Annotated in this window: 19 protein-coding genes; 16 read left to right on the top strand and 3 right to left on the bottom strand. The window is 60.3% G+C overall.

The window, feature by feature from the left end:
- Positions 1-48 precede the first annotated feature (48 nt).
- The 14 genes from VB144_06045 (at position 49) to rpsI (ending at position 7873) form a co-directional block, all read left to right on the top strand.
- Positions 49-309: a KOW domain-containing RNA-binding protein gene (locus VB144_06045; protein ID MEA4883205.1), complete on the top strand. Its 261-nt coding sequence runs from the start codon at positions 49-51 to the stop codon at positions 307-309.
- Positions 302-520 carry a translation initiation factor IF-1 gene (gene infA / locus VB144_06040; GenBank protein ID MEA4883204.1) on the top strand — a complete coding sequence of 73 codons (219 nt, stop codon included), beginning with the start codon at positions 302-304 and terminating at the stop codon, positions 518-520. Before VB144_06045 ends, infA begins: the two co-directional genes overlap by 8 nt.
- An 11-nt stretch (positions 521-531) precedes the next feature.
- Complete coding sequence (gene rpmJ / locus VB144_06035) at positions 532-645, top strand: 50S ribosomal protein L36 (GenBank protein ID MEA4883203.1); 114 nt, start codon at positions 532-534, stop codon at positions 643-645.
- 15 nt (positions 646-660) lie between these two features.
- Entirely contained in the window at positions 661-1032 is a 372-nt protein-coding gene (gene rpsM / locus VB144_06030) for a 30S ribosomal protein S13 (GenBank protein ID MEA4883202.1), read from the top strand.
- Between the two features lie 30 nt (positions 1033-1062).
- Entirely contained in the window at positions 1063-1452 is a 390-nt protein-coding gene (rpsK, locus tag VB144_06025; GenBank protein ID MEA4883201.1) for a 30S ribosomal protein S11, read from the top strand.
- 25 nt (positions 1453-1477) lie between these two features.
- Entirely contained in the window at positions 1478-2101 is a 624-nt protein-coding gene (gene rpsD, locus VB144_06020) for a 30S ribosomal protein S4 (GenBank protein MEA4883200.1), read from the top strand.
- Positions 2102-2137: 36 nt separating this feature from the next.
- Positions 2138-3091, top strand: a complete 954-nt coding sequence (locus tag VB144_06015) for a DNA-directed RNA polymerase subunit alpha (GenBank protein ID MEA4883199.1) — start codon at positions 2138-2140, stop codon at positions 3089-3091.
- Positions 3092-3131: 40 nt separating this feature from the next.
- Positions 3132-3521, top strand: coding sequence for a 50S ribosomal protein L17 (gene rplQ / locus VB144_06010; protein MEA4883198.1), 390 nt, complete (start codon positions 3132-3134; stop codon positions 3519-3521).
- A gap of 6 nt (positions 3522-3527) precedes the next feature.
- Complete coding sequence (locus VB144_06005; protein ID MEA4883197.1) at positions 3528-4388, top strand: energy-coupling factor transporter ATPase; 861 nt, start codon at positions 3528-3530, stop codon at positions 4386-4388.
- Entirely contained in the window at positions 4385-5281 is an 897-nt protein-coding gene (locus VB144_06000) for an energy-coupling factor transporter ATPase (protein ID MEA4883196.1), read from the top strand. The genes VB144_06005 and VB144_06000 overlap by 4 nt, the downstream gene beginning before the upstream one ends.
- A complete protein-coding gene (locus tag VB144_05995; protein ID MEA4883195.1) occupies positions 5278-6072 on the top strand; it encodes an energy-coupling factor transporter transmembrane component T in 795 nt (264 codons plus the stop codon). Before VB144_06000 ends, VB144_05995 begins: the two co-directional genes overlap by 4 nt.
- A 1-nt stretch (position 6073) precedes the next feature.
- On the top strand, positions 6074-6904 hold the full coding sequence (gene truA, locus VB144_05990; GenBank protein ID MEA4883194.1) for a tRNA pseudouridine(38-40) synthase TruA: 831 nt from the start codon (positions 6074-6076) through the stop codon (positions 6902-6904).
- Positions 6905-7016: 112 nt separating this feature from the next.
- Positions 7017-7454 carry a 50S ribosomal protein L13 gene (gene rplM / locus VB144_05985; protein ID MEA4883193.1) on the top strand — a complete coding sequence of 146 codons (438 nt, stop codon included), beginning with the start codon at positions 7017-7019 and terminating at the stop codon, positions 7452-7454.
- Positions 7455-7480: 26 nt separating this feature from the next.
- Positions 7481-7873 carry a 30S ribosomal protein S9 gene (gene rpsI, locus VB144_05980; GenBank protein MEA4883192.1) on the top strand — a complete coding sequence of 131 codons (393 nt, stop codon included), beginning with the start codon at positions 7481-7483 and terminating at the stop codon, positions 7871-7873.
- Here the strand turns inward: rpsI and VB144_05975 are convergent.
- Genes VB144_05975 through VB144_05965 form a run of 3 tightly spaced genes read right to left on the bottom strand, consistent with a single transcriptional unit; the run spans position 7803 to position 12468 of the window.
- Positions 7803-10799 carry a phosphodiester glycosidase family protein gene (locus VB144_05975; protein MEA4883191.1) on the bottom strand — a complete coding sequence of 999 codons (2997 nt, stop codon included), beginning with the start codon at positions 10797-10799 and terminating at the stop codon, positions 7803-7805. The two genes, rpsI and VB144_05975, sit on opposite strands and share 71 nt — an antisense overlap.
- A gap of 41 nt (positions 10800-10840) precedes the next feature.
- The gene (locus tag VB144_05970; protein MEA4883190.1) at positions 10841-11614 is read right to left on the bottom strand and encodes an enoyl-CoA hydratase-related protein; all 774 of its coding nucleotides are present in this window, start codon (positions 11612-11614) and stop codon (positions 10841-10843) included.
- Between the two features lie 8 nt (positions 11615-11622).
- A complete protein-coding gene (locus VB144_05965) occupies positions 11623-12468 on the bottom strand; it encodes a 3-hydroxyacyl-CoA dehydrogenase NAD-binding domain-containing protein (GenBank protein ID MEA4883189.1) in 846 nt (281 codons plus the stop codon).
- Between the two features lie 173 nt (positions 12469-12641).
- On the opposite strand from VB144_05965, the gene VB144_05960 reads away from it, so the two are divergent.
- Together VB144_05960 and VB144_05955 are read left to right on the top strand one after the other, a co-directional pair.
- A complete protein-coding gene (locus tag VB144_05960) occupies positions 12642-14234 on the top strand; it encodes an amidohydrolase (GenBank protein MEA4883188.1) in 1593 nt (530 codons plus the stop codon).
- A 71-nt stretch (positions 14235-14305) separates the two neighbouring features.
- On the top strand, positions 14306-15010 hold the full coding sequence (locus VB144_05955) for a hypothetical protein (protein ID MEA4883187.1): 705 nt from the start codon (positions 14306-14308) through the stop codon (positions 15008-15010).
- The last annotated feature ends 104 nt before the right edge of the window (positions 15011-15114 follow it).

Genomic DNA, 15114 nt, shown 5'->3' with positions numbered 1-15114 from the left:
CCTGTGTCTCCCGATGGTCCATCACTGGGACAGTTTGCAGTATCGAAAATGGGAAGAGACAGGGGAAGGCTGTTCGTTGTGGTAGGCATCGGCGACGACCGGCGAGTGCTGGTGGCCGACGGAGTCGTGCACAAGGCGGCCCGCCCGAAGCGGAAGAACGTGAGCCACGTCATTCTTCTGAGACAGATCGATGATGGAATCGCGGCTAGGCTCCGCGCCGGGCTGGCTGTCAGTGATCCCGAGCTTGTTACGGCATTGAGAGTATATCGACCCGAGGACGAAAGGAGGGGCGATCCGGTTCATGTCTAAGGAAGACTGTGTTGAGGTTGAGGGGACTGTGATCGAGCCGCTGCCGAACGCCATGTTCAGGGTGGAGCTTGAAAACGGCTACAAGGTCTTGGCTCACATTTCCGGCAAGATGCGGATGAGGTTCATCAGGATTCTTCCCGGCGATAGGGTCACAATCGAGTTGTCGCCGTATGACCTCACCCGTGGCAGGATCGTGTGGAGATACAAGTAGGAGGGCTTGGCATGAAGGTAAGACCGTCCGTGAAGAAGATGTGCGACAAGTGCAAGATAGTCAAGAGGAAAGGCCGCGTAAGAGTCATATGCGAGAACCCAACTCATAAGCAGCGTCAGGGCTAGGAGGTGTAGCACAGGATGGCGCGAATTTCAGGCGTTGACCTTCCCAGAGACAAGCGAGTAGAGATCTCACTTACGTATATATACGGCCTCGGGCTGACCGCCTCCCAGAAGATCCTCAAGGAAACGGGGATCAACCCGGACACTAGGGTCAAGGATCTCACTGAGGATGAGGTGGCTAAGCTCCGCGAAGTCATCGACCGCGACTACAAGGTCGAGGGCGATCTCCACCGCGAGGAGGCCCAGAACGTCAAGAGGCTCATTGAGATCGGGACCTACAGGGGGATTCGGCACCGACGTTCGCTTCCGGTTAGGGGTCAGAGAACGAGGACAAATGCCAGGACCCGAAAGGGACCTAAGAAGACGGTCGGAGTCAGGAAGGCCAAGTAACACAGGGCACTGCAGAAAGGAGGAGCGTTGATGGCTAAAAGGCAGGCTAAGCCGAAGCGACGTGAACGGAAGAATGTCGATTCGGGCATTGCCCATATAAAGTCGAGCTTCAATAACACCATGGTGACCATCACTGACACAAACGGAAATGTCATTTCCTGGTCATCCTCTGGCGCGCAGGGGTTCAAGGGCTCTCGCAAGGGCACTCCGTTTGCGGCTCAGCAGGCGGCGGACATCGCGGCTCGCATTGCAATGGATCATGGGATGCGCACCATCGAGGTGCTGGTCAAAGGGCCGGGAGGAGGCCGAGAGGCTGCAGTCAGATCGCTGCAGGCTGCCGGGCTCGAGGTCAGCATGATAAAGGACGTCACTCCGATACCACACAACGGTTGCAGGCCTCCCAAGAGGCGGCGCGTGTAGCCCGGAGTGAACAGGAGGTGCGATAATGGCAAGATATACAGGCCCTGTTTGCCGGCTTTGCCGCCGCGAGGGGACTAAGCTCTATCTCAAGGGAGATCGGTGCTACACCGAGAAATGCGGCGTCGCTCGGAGGGCATTCCCTCCGGGGCAGCACGGACAGGGGCGCAAGAAGACCTCGGAATACGGCACCCAGCTGCGGGAGAAGCAGAAGCTTCGAAGGATCTACGGCGTGTTGGAAGCACAGTTCGCGAGGTATTTCGACATCGCCGAGCGCAAGCGGGGCGTCACCGGTGAGAACCTCCTCTCGTTGCTGGAGACCAGGCTCGACAATGTCGTCTTCAGGCTTGGCATTGCGGAATCAAGGGCACAGGCCAGGCAGATGGTTCGGCATGGGCATTTCGCGGTGAACGGCAAGAAGGTATCTATTCCTTCGGCTCAGGTTCGCCCGGGCGACGAGATCTCCGTAAGGCCTAACAGCAGGAGTCTCTTCAACTTCAAGGCAGCAGCCGAGGCGGCGCCTCCGAACGTGCCAGCCTGGCTTATCCTTGGCGAGGATCATCTGAGCGCGAAGGTCATATCTGCCCCGACGAGAGAGCAGATTGATCTGGATATCCAGGAGCACTTGATCGTCGAGCTGTACTCGAAGTAATGCCGTCTACAGAAGAAGGAGGGTGCTGAGCGCGTCATGATCGAATCTCCAAGGCCTAGGATCGACTGCCAGGAGGATGGCGACAGGTACGGCAAGTTCGTCGTAGAGCCCCTCGAGAGAGGATATGGCATCACTCTGGGCAACTCCTTGCGCAGGATCCTTCTGTCCTCCCTTACTGGGGCGGCGGCTACCTCGGTCAAGATCGACGGTGTGCTGCACGAGTTCTCGACGATCCCCGGGGTTTTCGAGGACGTCACTGACGTGATCCTGAACCTCAAGAGCCTTCTCGTGAGGCTTCATACCGACGAGCCCAAGATCATCTACCTTCGCGCCCAGGGCGAGGGGGACGTCACAGGGGCTGACTTCGCTCCCGACGCTGACGTGGACATTCTCAACCCTGAGCTCCACATTGCCACGCTTGGCAAGGTGGGGGGCAAAGATGGCGAGCTCTCGATGGAGGTCACGCTCGAGAAGGGCAGGGGTTACCTGCCCGCGGAGAAGAACAAGAAGCCTGATCAGCCCATTGGTGTAATACCAATGGACTCCATATTCACCCCTGTGGATAGAGTGAACTACACGGTGGAGAATGCGAGAGTCGGCGGAGTGACCGACTATGACAGGCTGGTGCTTGAGGTCTGGACGCACGGCACCGTCAGGCCGAAAGAGGCTGTTGGCAAGGCGGCTTCGATGATGAGCGACCATCTGAGGCTGTTCATTAACCTTTCGGAACCCCCGGCTGAGGAGCCTGTTGAGCCTGAGAAGGGCGAGGACGAGAAGGTCCGCGTGCTTGAGAAGAGCATAGAGGATCTCGACCTCTCGGTGCGCTCCTACAACTGCCTCAAGAGGGCAGGCATCAACACTGTTGAGGAACTGACCAGAAAGACCGAGGACGACATGATGAAGGTCAGGAACCTCGGAAGGAAGTCCCTTGAGGAGGTCAAGCAGAAGCTTGAGTCTCTGGGGCTCTCACTGAAGCAGCCCGAGGAGTAGGGCGGGCCAAGACGGAGTAGGACAAAGGAGGAGACCGCAAGTGAGGCAAGGGAAGCTAGGCCGCACTGCGCAGGCACGGCGTGCGCTCTTCCGCAGCTCGGTGACGTCCCTGTTCACCCATGACAGAATAGTGACCACCGAGTCGAAGGCGAAAGAGATGCGCCCCATAGCAGAGCGGCTGATAACATGGGCCAAGGCAGGCGACCTCCACCATAGGCGCCTTGCTGCTGAGTATGTTCTCGAGCCTGAGGCGCTGAAGCGGCTGTTCGATAAGATCGGCCCTGCATTTGCCGAGAGGCCAGGCGGGTACACCCGCATAATCAAGCTGGGGTCGAGGCGCGGCGACGCAGCGCCCCTGGCCCTGATTGAACTCGTTGGGACGACACCCAAGGCCGCGGCGGCCGAAGCAAAGGAAAAGGCCAAGAAGTAGCCTCAGATGGAACCTGTGATACGCGTCGAGAATGTGAGCTACACATATGACGACGGCCGTCCGGGCGAGGTGGAAGCTCTTCTCGGCGTCGATCTGGAGGTTCGGGGCGGGGAGTTCGTCGCGATAATCGGACACAACGGATCCGGAAAGTCGACCCTGGCGAAGCATCTCAACGCGATCCTGATCCCCACAACAGGCAATGTGTATGTCGAGGGAATCAACACTCGCGATGAATCCCGGCTGTGGGATATACGTCAGGTCGTGGGCATGGTGTTCCAGAATCCCGATAATCAGATAGTGGCCACTACGGTCGAGGAAGACGTGGCGTTTGGGCCAGAGAACCTCGGAGTTGCTCCGGCGGAGATTCGCCGGAGGGTCGACGAGGCGCTGGCACTGGTGGACATGGCTGGGCACGAGAAATCCGCGCCTCACATGCTGTCCGGAGGTCAGAAACAGCGGGTGGCGATTGCGGGCGTGATTGCGATGAGGCCTGGGTGCATTGTCCTTGACGAGCCAACCGCGATGTTGGACCCGGTGGGCAGACGCGAGGTCCTCAGGACAGTTCGCACTCTTGCCTCGGTGGAAGGCATCGCAGTCGTTCACATCACCCATTTCATGAGCGAGGCCGTTCAGGCCGATAGGGTAATCGTGATGGAGGATGGACGAATCGCGCTCGCCGGGACGCCCCGGGAGGTTTTCTCCCAGCCAGCCACGCTGCGCTCCCTCGACCTCGACGTGCCCCAGGTTACGGAATTGGCTGACGAGCTTCGTCGGGCGGGAGTGTCCATGCCGCGGTGCCCGCTCACCGTCGAGGAGATGGTGGACGACATCAAGGCCCTCTTGGATGGGGGGGCAGTGCGCAGTTGACAGAAGCGATCATAGAGGTGCGAGATCTTAGCTACACCTATATGAAGGGCACGCCCCTCGCCCATTCGGCATTGGAGAATGTGAGCCTCGCAATAGCCGAAGGCGAGCTTGCGGCCATTATTGGAAGGACGGGATCAGGCAAGTCCACTCTCATTCAGCACTTCAACGGGCTTCTGAGGCCCAACTCAGGGCAGGTGCTGGTCGGTGGGGTGGACATATGGGGAAGAGGCGTGGTGCTCCGCGACATCAGGCGCAAGGTCGGGCTGGTATTCCAATACCCTGAGCATCAGCTTTTCGAAGAGACCGTCTACGCCGACGTGGCTTTTGCACCGAGAAACGCGGGGCTCTCAGAGGCTCTCGTGGATGACGCAGTGCGTGAGGCGATGCGCATCGTCAGCCTTGACTTCGAATCCATGGGTTCGAGATCCCCGTTCGAGCTTTCAGGTGGGCAGAAGAGGCGAGTGGCCATCGCCGGCGTGCTCGCGATGCGCCCCAAGGTTCTCGTTCTGGATGAGCCCACGGCTGGGATGGATCCGCGTGGCCGCGAGGAAGTGCTCGATGAGATAAGGCGTCTTCACGAGGAGCACGGCTACACCATCGTGCTGGTGTCTCACAGTATGGAAGACGTTGCCCGCTTCGCTGAGAGGCTCATAGTGATGGACGACCGCAGAATCTCCATGGAGGGAACGCCGAGAGAGGTGTTCCGTGCCCGCGAGGAGCTGGTGCGGATCGGCCTGGGAGTGCCTCAGGTGACTGACGTTATGGCGGAGTTGGCCGAGTGCGGATATGATTTCGGAACCAGCGCCATCACCGTGGACGAGGCGGTTCAGGCTCTTCTTCCTCGGCTGAAGGCAGCGGAGTCGACCAGGGCCAGAGAGGGGATGCAACGGTGAGCATACCCTTTTCCACGGTGGGGCAATACATACCCGGCGAATCCATCGTGCACAGGTTGGACCCGCGCACGAAAATTCTGCTTTCGCTGGTGGTTGTGGCAGCCCTGTTTGTGGCCAGGCGTCCGGGGGCGTATCTGATGCTGGCCGGTCTGATAATCGGCGCCATCCTCATATCCCGAGTGCATCTTGGATACGTGCTCAGGGGACTGCGGCCTTTGCTGTTTGTGATCGTGGCGACCTTCGGTCTGCACTTGTTCATGGATCCCGGAGAGCCCATCTTCCGGATCTGGAAGCTGACAGCCACTGATAGAGGACTTCGCGAAGGCCTGATCACCGTCGTAAGGCTGGTTCTGCTCATCATGACGACCTCGAGTGTGACGCTCACGACCTCTCCGATCGCGTTCACCGACGGCCTGGAGAGCCTTCTCCGTCCGTTCGCTGTGGTAGGCTTGCCAGCTCACGAACTCGCCATGATGATGACCATAGCGCTTCGCTTCATTCCCACTCTTCTTGAAGAGACGGACAAGATAATGAAGGCGCAGATGGCGCGGGGCGCTGACTTCGAATCCGGAAATATCGCACGGCGCGCCAAGGCCATGATACCGGTGCTTGTTCCTCTGTTCGTGTCTGCCTTCCGGCGTGCAGACGAACTGGCCATGGCGATGGAGTCCAGGTGTTACCGGGGCGGCAAGGGCAGGACGAGGATGCGACAACTGAAGATGACGGTTTCGGACTATGCAGTGATCGCCGGGACAGTCGCGTACGCCGTTGTCGCAGTAGTGGCCTTCTGACATGCGCAACATTGGGCTGGTGGTTGAGTATGTGGGCGCTGGGTATCGGGGATTCCAGATCCAGACCTCTGGTGGGCAGTGCGGCGCGGGGGCGCCGCCACGGACCATCCAGGGCGAACTGGAGCAGGCAATTGCGTGCGTGACGGGAGAGCGCGCCAGGATCACTGGGGCGGGGAGGACCGACGCAGGGGTCCATGCGCTGGGGCAGGTTGCGAACTTCCACACAGAATCGCGAATACCGGCGGACAGGTACGCCCCAGCTCTCAACACGGCGTTGCCGAAAGACATACGGATCTTGAGGTCATTTGAGTCGCCGCCAGGCTTTAGCGCGAGGTACGATGCGATCTCCAAGGTATACAGGTACCTCATAGTCCCTGGCGGAGGCGAGAGCCCAGCGGCTCGACGTGGGGCGGCGGTCCTTTCGGGCAGGGCCCTGGCGACCCGAGGCAGCCTATCGGCTGATGCCATGGCCATGGCAGGGGCTGTTCTGGTTGGCAGGCACGACTTCGCGGCATTCTCAGCCACTGGGTCGTCCGCTAAGACCACCGTCCGGACGGTGAACCGCCTGGAAGTGCGCACGGAGGAGCTAGGCGCACTAGACCTCGGACTCATAGTAGTTGAGGCAGAGGCGGATGGGTTTCTTTACAAAATGGTGCGGATAATCGTCGGGGCGCTGCTCGATGTGGGCAGCGGACGGACGGACATGGAGGCGCCAGCGCGGCTTCTTGCTTCGCGCGATAGGTCGCTAGGCCCCGCAACTGCTCCGCCAGATGGTTTGTATCTGGTTCGGGTGGCGTATCCCGAACCCCTTGCGGACCTTGCCCGTCCTTGACAGTGTATTGCTGCTATATTAGAATTGCCTCGTGAGTTTTGTACCAGTGGCGCCTTAACCCCGGACCCACTGACCATACTCAGACGAGCAGTTGAAGCTGGGAGGGAACTGGATGTCGGCCACATTCACTCCGAGTCCGGAGGATATAACCCGCAAGTGGTTTGTGGTGGATGCTGCCGGGAAGCCTCTGGGCAGGCTCGCAAGTGAGGTAGCCCAGGTCTTGAAGGGCAAGCACAAAGCGATGTACACGCCATTCATCGATGTTGGAGACCACGTGATAGTCATCAACGCCGAGCAGATAGTGCTCACAGGGAACAAGCTGGAGAAGAAGATCCACTACTGGCACACTGGCTATCCAGGCGGAATTCGACAGATTACCTATGAGAAGTTCCTTGCGACCAAGCCAGAGCGAGTGATCGAGAAAGCCGTGAAGGGGATGCTTCCCCACACCAGGCTAGGTCGTAAGATGGGCATGAAGCTGAAGGTGTACGCTGGGTCAGAGCATCCGCACGCGGCGCAGAAACCTGAGCCGCTCGAAATAACGGTTTGATCCGGGCGAGGAAAGGGGATAATTCTGTGGCGCAGTTGCAGTACATGGCAACGGGCAGGCGGAAGTGCTCGGTCGCCCGTGTGAGAATCCTGCCGGGGAGCGGCAGCATTCTGGTCAATGAAAAGCCGATCGACGCGTATTTCGGCCGACGCACTCTTGAGCTGGTTGTGAATGGCCCGTTCGCAGTGACTGAGACCGTCGGAAAGTACGACGTCATCGCCGATGTGGAGGGCGGAGGAGTCGCAGGGCAGGCCGGCGCTGTGCGCCATGGCATAGCCAGGGCGCTCATCGAGGCCGATCCGGATCTGCGATCGGCGCTGAAGAAGGCTGGCTTCCTCACACGTGACCCTAGGATGAAAGAGCGCAGGAAGTACGGGCTGAAGAAGGCCCGCAAGGCGCCTCAGTTCTCCAAGAGGTAACGAGAGGCTGAACCTGCTGACTAGGGGACGGCTGCGCGGCGGCGCGCGGGCCGTTCCCTGTTGCATTTGGGCGGGCCAGGAACACGACTGTCACACCATCAACCGATATCCAGCTGTCGCCAGAGGCTATCGGGGCAGTCTGGACGAGGGTGACCTGGGTGGATCCATCCGCACAGGCTGATAGCGATCGCAGGAGCAATTCTGCTTCGAGAGGATCCTTGAACGATCCTCCAGGCGTCCGGGTAGCTGGATCGACTGCGAATCCGCCTTGGAGGACCACTGTGAGCTGCACATCATCTGACGATCTGAACGACTCGAGCTCTGCGATGAGCTCGCGCCATGGAAGCGGAGACCGCGAGACATCCACCTCGATTGCCCGATGACCTCCGGAGGACTTTGCCGAAAGCGGCGCGCCAACCTCAGTTGGCGCTGCTGTGAGTGTGAGCGCCGCGGCGGCCTCGATCGTTGCCGCTAGATCGGCGCCGACTGGCCACGGACCCGCTGAAGCAACCATCAGCTGAATATCGTCGATGTAGATCACCCCTGCTCCAACAAGCTCCGGCCTGAACTCCACGAGATACACTTGCTCAAGGGTGACTGGCTGCGCCAGGGCTGCCGGAATAGTCGCCTCAACATACCTCCACCCGTTCCAGCTTATCCTCGGGAAGTCTATCGGCATCCTTTGGCCTGTACTGTCAGCGAGTGTTGCTCGAAGCCAGTGCTCTCCTGAGTCTCCGTAGACCCACAGGCCCAGCGCGACACTGCCTGCGGGCAGTCTCACTTGCGCTGGGGGCCTCAGATAGGCGGCGCGAGTGCCTTCTGGAGATGTGAAATCGTAGGCCAGGGCGGCGGCTTGCCCGAATGGCTTTCCGACTGGGACAGCAGTGTAGGATGATGAGGGCGCCGATGGAGGCAGCGCCGCGTAAGTCGTATCCGGAGGAGTGGATGTCCATGCGCGAGAGGCCATCGCCGAAGGGGAGCCAGCCCCCCACCATCCATTGCCCGTCTCGAACGTTTCCATCAATATCCGCTTCACAGACCCTGCCGATCCCGTGCCGTTCGATGATAGAGGCAGTGTTGGCGCGTCATCGCGACGCTGCGCTCTCACTGCAAACAGCACTCTGTTGAGCCCAGCGCCGGTGGCCTTCACTTCATATCGACCTTCGCGGGGTGGCGCCAGAATGGCAGTCAGGGTGTCGGAAGACACCGAGAGCAGGCTCGCGGCCTCGGCGCCCTGCGGCGTGCCTTTGGGAGGAGTGACTGACCACTCCACTGGGACCGTGCCTAAAGAATCAGGCGACACCACTCGCGCCGAGGAGTCGAGCAGCTCGGCTGCGAGCAAGGCCTGCCCGCCCACGGGGATGGTCACCTCTGGCGCTACGAAGGCTGAGGCGCCCCCATTCACCGCGGCTGCAAGAGATGGGAACGTGCCGAGCGGCCTGCCGGAGGAGGCATACGACTGTGTGTCGTACACTGATACCCACACGAATACCGCAATTGAACCCCTGGAATCGACGGCATTCACCGCGACGCCCTCCGCTGTCTGCACTCCAACTGCATAGGGCACTGGCCTTTCCGCTCCTCCGGATGGACGGCTTGCCAGGGACACCGTGTTCTGAGTGGGGTTTCGGACTGCTGCAGCGGTTGAACCTCCTCCATCGAGATTCAGAGCGTCCTGCGCACCGAGTGAGACCATGATCCTCGCCAGTTCGGGTAGTGTCACACCCCTTGATCCCTGGACCCTGCCATCTACTGCCACCAGTATCAGGACCCTTCCATCGCACGACAGACCCGCAGCTGTTCGAGGCGCCGGCTGTCCGCCCTGAATGCCCGTGTGTCGGTCGAGGTTCGGCTGGACAAGCCCACTTCGCACCAGTACCGGCTTTCCGGAGAATGCCGAACTGAGGTCCGGAAGGTCCGGCAGGAACCGCCCTTCGATCATCACTGAATCTCCTATAGAGAATGGTTTGGAGGCATCGTTCGCGGCGCCGCGCATTACTATGTCCACCGCAGGTTCCCACTCCTGCGCAGGCGCCCTCGTGAAGGTCTCCTGTTCAGGTTGGGGCACAGGGGGATATGATTCTGGAGCGATAACGGGATCGGGCGCTGCTTTCGGCGGCGGCGGAGTGTCTGGGGGCGGCCAGCCGGTCCCGCGGGATTCGATGACCCCGTGTCTGATTCGGATGTAGGATATGTCATTCCTGACCGGGCGTTGGTTCTGAGCCCATCGGTGATCGTAGAGTATGGCGCCGTTGGCGGGCACGGATACCTCGTTCATCCCGGAGAGGGCCATCGACGCATTGCTTGGCGTTGCGAGAGCGACCGTCCCTGTGGAGGAATCCGCAGTACAGTCTGCCGGCGCCTCTAGATTGGGATCCGAGGCGGTGCTGCCCTGAGCGTCGATCCGCACAAGCGAACCCTGCCATCGCCACTCGCCGAGAATCCCTGTGCCAGAGCTGAGTACTGCGATAGAGGCGAAGTCCGGGTCGACTCGGGGGGATCGGATCATGTCGCCGCCAGCGGCCGCAAATGAGAGAGGCGCTCCGGTCGCGCCCATGTCGAAGAAATCCCCATTTACGGCGGCTGCCAGGCCCCAGCTGGAGGCGATCGACGTTACTCTGGCGGGAGATGTAAGCACATTGCCTGCCAGAAATGGGGCGACCGTGACGTAGGGGGACGACAGGTCCGCCATGATAATGGACATCTGCAGCCAGCCCGCAGCCGTGAGTGAATTCCGGCGTTCCAGGGTAACCCCAGGGCCCAATGGGATGATCGTGGATTTCGATATAAGAACATCGCCCACATCACCCCCGGTTTGAGCGCATGCGAGCGCTGCGAATACTAGTAGCATTGCTGTTGTGAAGGCGGCGAGTTTGCGGCCAGCGACTGCAGGTCGCCGCTCTCGGATCTGGAGAGACACTTGCATGTGTGGAAACCTCATCTCAACTGCTGGCCGAAGATCCGACCCTACCTTGAGAATTCAGGCCTTCGACGCTCCAGAAATGCGGACATTCCCTCTCGTGGCTGATCTGTCTCGAAGCACTTCCCGAACTCCTCGGCCTCACGCTCGAATAGCTCCGCGCTCGCAGCCAGGCATCGCTTCGCGTGGGCAATGGCTGTCGGGCTCTTCGCCGCGGCGTCCCGCGCTATCTCGAGTGCCCTGGCGAGCAGGGCATCCTGTGCTACTACCTCCGACACGAGCCCCGCCGACAATGCCTCATCGGCATTCAGCTTCCTGCCCGTTAGTATCATCTGGGCTGCTCTTGACCGTCCCACGGCGAGCGGCAGCCTAACTGTGGCGCCGAAGCCCGGGATTATGCCCAGACCAGTCTCAGGCTGGGCGAACTGAGCATTTGACGATGCTATCCGGATATCGCATGCCAGTGCAAGCTCGCACCCTCCGCCCAGGGCGTACCCGTTCACGGCCGCGATGGATAGCATAGGCAACTCCTCGATTGCCGCGAACACCGCCTGTCCGCGTCGGGAGAAAGCGACGGCGCCCTCTGGAGTGAGATCCCTCATCTCTGCGATGTCGGCGCCTGCCACAAAGGCTCGACTGCCGGCGCCGGTGATGATGAGGGCGCGAATCGCCCTGTTGATTCGAACCTGCGCGAGGGCTTGGCCGAGTTCCGCCAGGACCGTGCTGCCCAGGGCGTTCAGCGATGCCGGCCCGGATATCGTGATGACCGCAATCTCCTGATCTACATGGAGGATAACGGTTTCATCCGCCAAATCGCTCACCTCCGCCATTAGGAGTACGCGTAGAAGCCGCGCCCAGACTTCCTTCCAAGGTGACCAGCTGCAACCATCCTTCTCAGGAGTGGACATGGCCGGTACTTCGGGTCGCCAGTCTCAGCCACCATGACTTCCAGGATTGAAAGAACTGTGTCGAGGCCGATCAGATCCGCGAGGGCGAGCGGCCCCATGGGATGGTTGAGCCCCAGTTTGGTGCAGGCATCAATGCCCGCTGCGTCCGATACCCCTTCCATCAAGCAGTACACTGCCTCATTGATCATGGGTATGGCTATCCTGTTCACCACGAACGCGGCGGAATCGCGAACGACCACAGGCTCCTTGCCCATCCTGCGCGCCAGGTCCACGATGGTCCGGCACACCTCGTCGGACGTCTCGAGCCCACGAACGACCTCCACGAGCTGCATGACTGGAACGGGGTTCATGAAGTGCATTCCGATGAAGCGATCTGGACGTCCCGAATCCCGGCCCAAGGATGTAATTGATATGGACGATGTGTTCGATGCGAAGATGGCCTCAGGGGCGCAGATCATCGCGAGCCTGCGGAACAGCTCAGCCTTGGCTTTCGGATCCTCGACCACTGCTTCGATCACCAGGTCTGCATCTTTCGCTTCGCCCAGATCGAGAGCCGTAGTCACCCTTCTGCGAATGGCATCGCTTTCGTCGGCGCTGATGCGCGCCTTCTCAACAAGCTTGGCCAGATTCTTGGCGATTCGCTCGATACCGCGCTTGACGCACTCGACCGACACATCGAGGAGGACTACCTCCATGCCGGCGGAAGCCGCCACCTGAGCTATGCCGGAGCCCATCTGCCCAGCACCGATAACGGCAACTCTCCCGATGGACGACACAGCGCCACCATCCCTTCGCCTGCAGCCGAGCCGCAACCTATTGGTTCTCCTACATGGATACTTCGATGACGGCTGTTCGACTCCTTCAATGGTCACATTAGGCAGGAAAAGAGGGCGGGTTGCTGAAATAGACAAAGATGAGCAGGATGCTGGGAGGGACCATTTTGGGAAGATACTTGTTCACTGGCGGGAAGGTGTACACTGCGTCTGGGCGGCGTCCGTTCTGCCAAGCGTTAGCCTGCGTGGGGAAGCGAGTCATCGCGTGTGGCACTGATTCGGAAGCCGCGTCAGCGGTGGATGATAGTTTCGAACGAATTGACCTGGGCGGGAAGGTTCTTGTTCCCGCGTTCACCGACTCCCACATTCATTTCAAGCTATTCTCCATCGGGCTGGACAGCATCGACGTGGAGAAGGCTAAAGCCCCAGAAGAGGCTGCGTCTGCAGTCGAGAAGGCAGTGGAACATGTAAAGCCTGGCGCATGGATCGTTGGACGAGGATGGAACAAGAACATCTGGCCCGGCGCCGGACTCCCCGACAGATCATATCTGGATTCCGTGGCGCCGCGCAACCCAGTCGCACTGTATAGCAAGGATCTGCACGCGATGTGGGTGAATACCGCAGCGCTTCGCCTTGCGGGCGTCGGAATCGATACTCCAAATCCAGAGGGTGGGGAGATAGTCCGCGACGACGAATCGAGGCAGGCCTCTGGAATCCTTCGTGAGACCGCCTCGCAACTAGTGGAGAGGGTAATACCAGATCCGGGGTGCGAGGCCTCTGCCGATGCTATGGAGAGGGCACAGGCAGGGCTTCACCGGATGGGGATCGCGGGGATCCATAACATGGAAGGAGCCGGGGCCTTCGAGGCTCTGCAGTTGCTGCGAACTACCGGGCGCCTGAAGCTTCGGGTTGTCCACGGGATTGCCAAGGACAACCTGGATGACGCTATCGACATGGGCCTGTCATCTGGCTTCGGCGACGAATGGCTCAAGATCGGCTCCCTCAAGCTGTTCGCCGACGGGGCCTTGGGGTCTCAGACGGCGCGTCTCCTCAGGCCATATGAGGGCAACCCGAGGAACACCGGAATTGAGGTGACGTCCAAAGAGGAGATCGCTGAGCTTGTGGGCAGGGCCGTCCTGGCTGGAATATCCTGCGCCGTGCACGCCATCGGGGATAGAGCGAATCGGGACGTCCTGGACATCCTGGAGACCGTGAAGGAGGAGAGCGCCCGAAGGCGCCTGCGTCATAGGATCGAGCATGCACAGTTGCTTCATCCGGAGGACGTGCGCCGGTTCGCGGATCTGGGGGTCGTAGCTTCCATGCAGCCGATCCATGTGGTGAGCGATATTCCAGTCGCCGACAGGAACTGGGGGAAGAGAAGCAGGTGGGCGTATGCATTCCGCTCGCTTGCGAAGAGCGGTGCGACTCTGGCTTTCGGTTCCGATGCCCCAGTGGAGACTCCAGATCCCATTCGCGGGATCTACGGGGCGGTCGTGAGAAGGCAACTCGATGGCACGCCAGAGGCTGGGTGGTATCTGGAGGAACGGCTCACAGTGGAGGAGGCCGTGAGGGCGTACACAGCAGGAGCGGCGATGGCCTCCGGGGATGAACTCACCAGAGGCGCACTATCCCGCGGTGCACTTGCGGATCTCGCCATACTCTCCCGCGACATCTTCTCCATACCTGCTGCGGAGATACTGGAGGCTAGAGTCGTGGCCACTATGGTGGGCGGGGAGTTCGTGTATCGCGAGGGGATATGACGCGCTCATGGCAGTTACCCTGGGGACTGTGCGCGTTCACGAGCTGAGTGTGCTAGAGAGGTGGTTCTAGGTTGCCGAGGAAAATCGCATGCGGTATCGTTCTGTTGATCCTGGTCTGTATGGCAGGCGGGGTTTGGGTTGCGCGTGCGGGCGCATCAGGGCCCGGCCCGGCACAGGCGCCCGGCAGATACGAATACGAGGTTATGACTACTGAGCTTCCGATGCACTCTGGCATGTACATGTCGTTCAGGCGCACCATTGAGCATGCTGTGACCGACTACACCTGGCAGGTTACCGTGCATGACGCGAAATACCCTGATTGGGCCGATATCGGCTGGGTGTGGTCGCTTGCAGACGGTTCGCTTGGGCCTGCAGGAACGCGCAGGCTCAAGAGCCTCTCCAGAGGGCGTACGTTCGGACCCAACTTCGGACAGAGAGACCCTAAGGAGACGGATTGGACTGCCCCGTGGGTGTCGAAAGAGGTTCTGCACGAATTGCGAACCGGCGGCGTGGCGTACAACTTCCGCGTGGGCAACCTGAGCCTTACAGGGGTTTTCGCAGGTGATCTGAGGGTGGAAGAGGAGATTCTCTTTCCCGTCGAGGTGAATGGCAAGCGCGTGTACCTTCCCGCCTACAGGTGCATGAGAGGGCAGCTGACGATCTGGAACAACTCCCAGAACCCGCTGGTCCTCGAGTACCAACCAATTGGCATTCCGCTTATCACTGGGGTATTCGGTTGGAAGGTGGAGTCCATATCCATCGGCGGCGCGGTGTAGCCTTGGCGGCGCGGCGCCTGGCCTCTCAATCAGCCGGCGCCCGGGCGAAACGCCCGGGCGCCGATGCAGCCATCAGTATTCCTCGTTCGAGACATCGACTACCG

This window comes from Clostridia bacterium (assembly GCA_034926675.1).
Taxonomy (GTDB): domain Bacteria; phylum Bacillota; class DTU025; order DTU025; family DTU025; genus JAYFQW01.
This window is presented reverse-complemented; position numbering and strand designations above follow the sequence as displayed.

Bases quoted from the DNA above. Each gene is read 5' to 3' on its own strand.
- VB144_06045 (MEA4883205.1), top strand. From the start codon at position 49: ATGGGAAGAGACAGGGGAAGGCTGTTCGTTGTGGTAGGCATCGGCGAC.
- infA (MEA4883204.1), top strand. From the start codon at position 302: ATGTCTAAGGAAGACTGTGTTGAGGTTGAGGGGACTGTGATCGAGCCG.
- rpmJ (MEA4883203.1), top strand. From the start codon at position 532: ATGAAGGTAAGACCGTCCGTGAAGAAGATGTGCGACAAGTGCAAGATA.
- rpsM (MEA4883202.1), top strand. From the start codon at position 661: ATGGCGCGAATTTCAGGCGTTGACCTTCCCAGAGACAAGCGAGTAGAG.
- rpsK (MEA4883201.1), top strand. From the start codon at position 1,063: ATGGCTAAAAGGCAGGCTAAGCCGAAGCGACGTGAACGGAAGAATGTC.
- rpsD (MEA4883200.1), top strand. From the start codon at position 1,478: ATGGCAAGATATACAGGCCCTGTTTGCCGGCTTTGCCGCCGCGAGGGG.
- VB144_06015 (MEA4883199.1), top strand. From the start codon at position 2,138: ATGATCGAATCTCCAAGGCCTAGGATCGACTGCCAGGAGGATGGCGAC.
- VB144_06005 (MEA4883197.1), top strand. From the start codon at position 3,528: ATGGAACCTGTGATACGCGTCGAGAATGTGAGCTACACATATGACGAC.
- truA (MEA4883194.1), top strand. From the start codon at position 6,074: ATGCGCAACATTGGGCTGGTGGTTGAGTATGTGGGCGCTGGGTATCGG.
- rplM (MEA4883193.1), top strand. From the start codon at position 7,017: ATGTCGGCCACATTCACTCCGAGTCCGGAGGATATAACCCGCAAGTGG.
- VB144_05975 (MEA4883191.1), bottom strand. From the start codon at position 10,799: ATGCAAGTGTCTCTCCAGATCCGAGAGCGGCGACCTGCAGTCGCTGGC.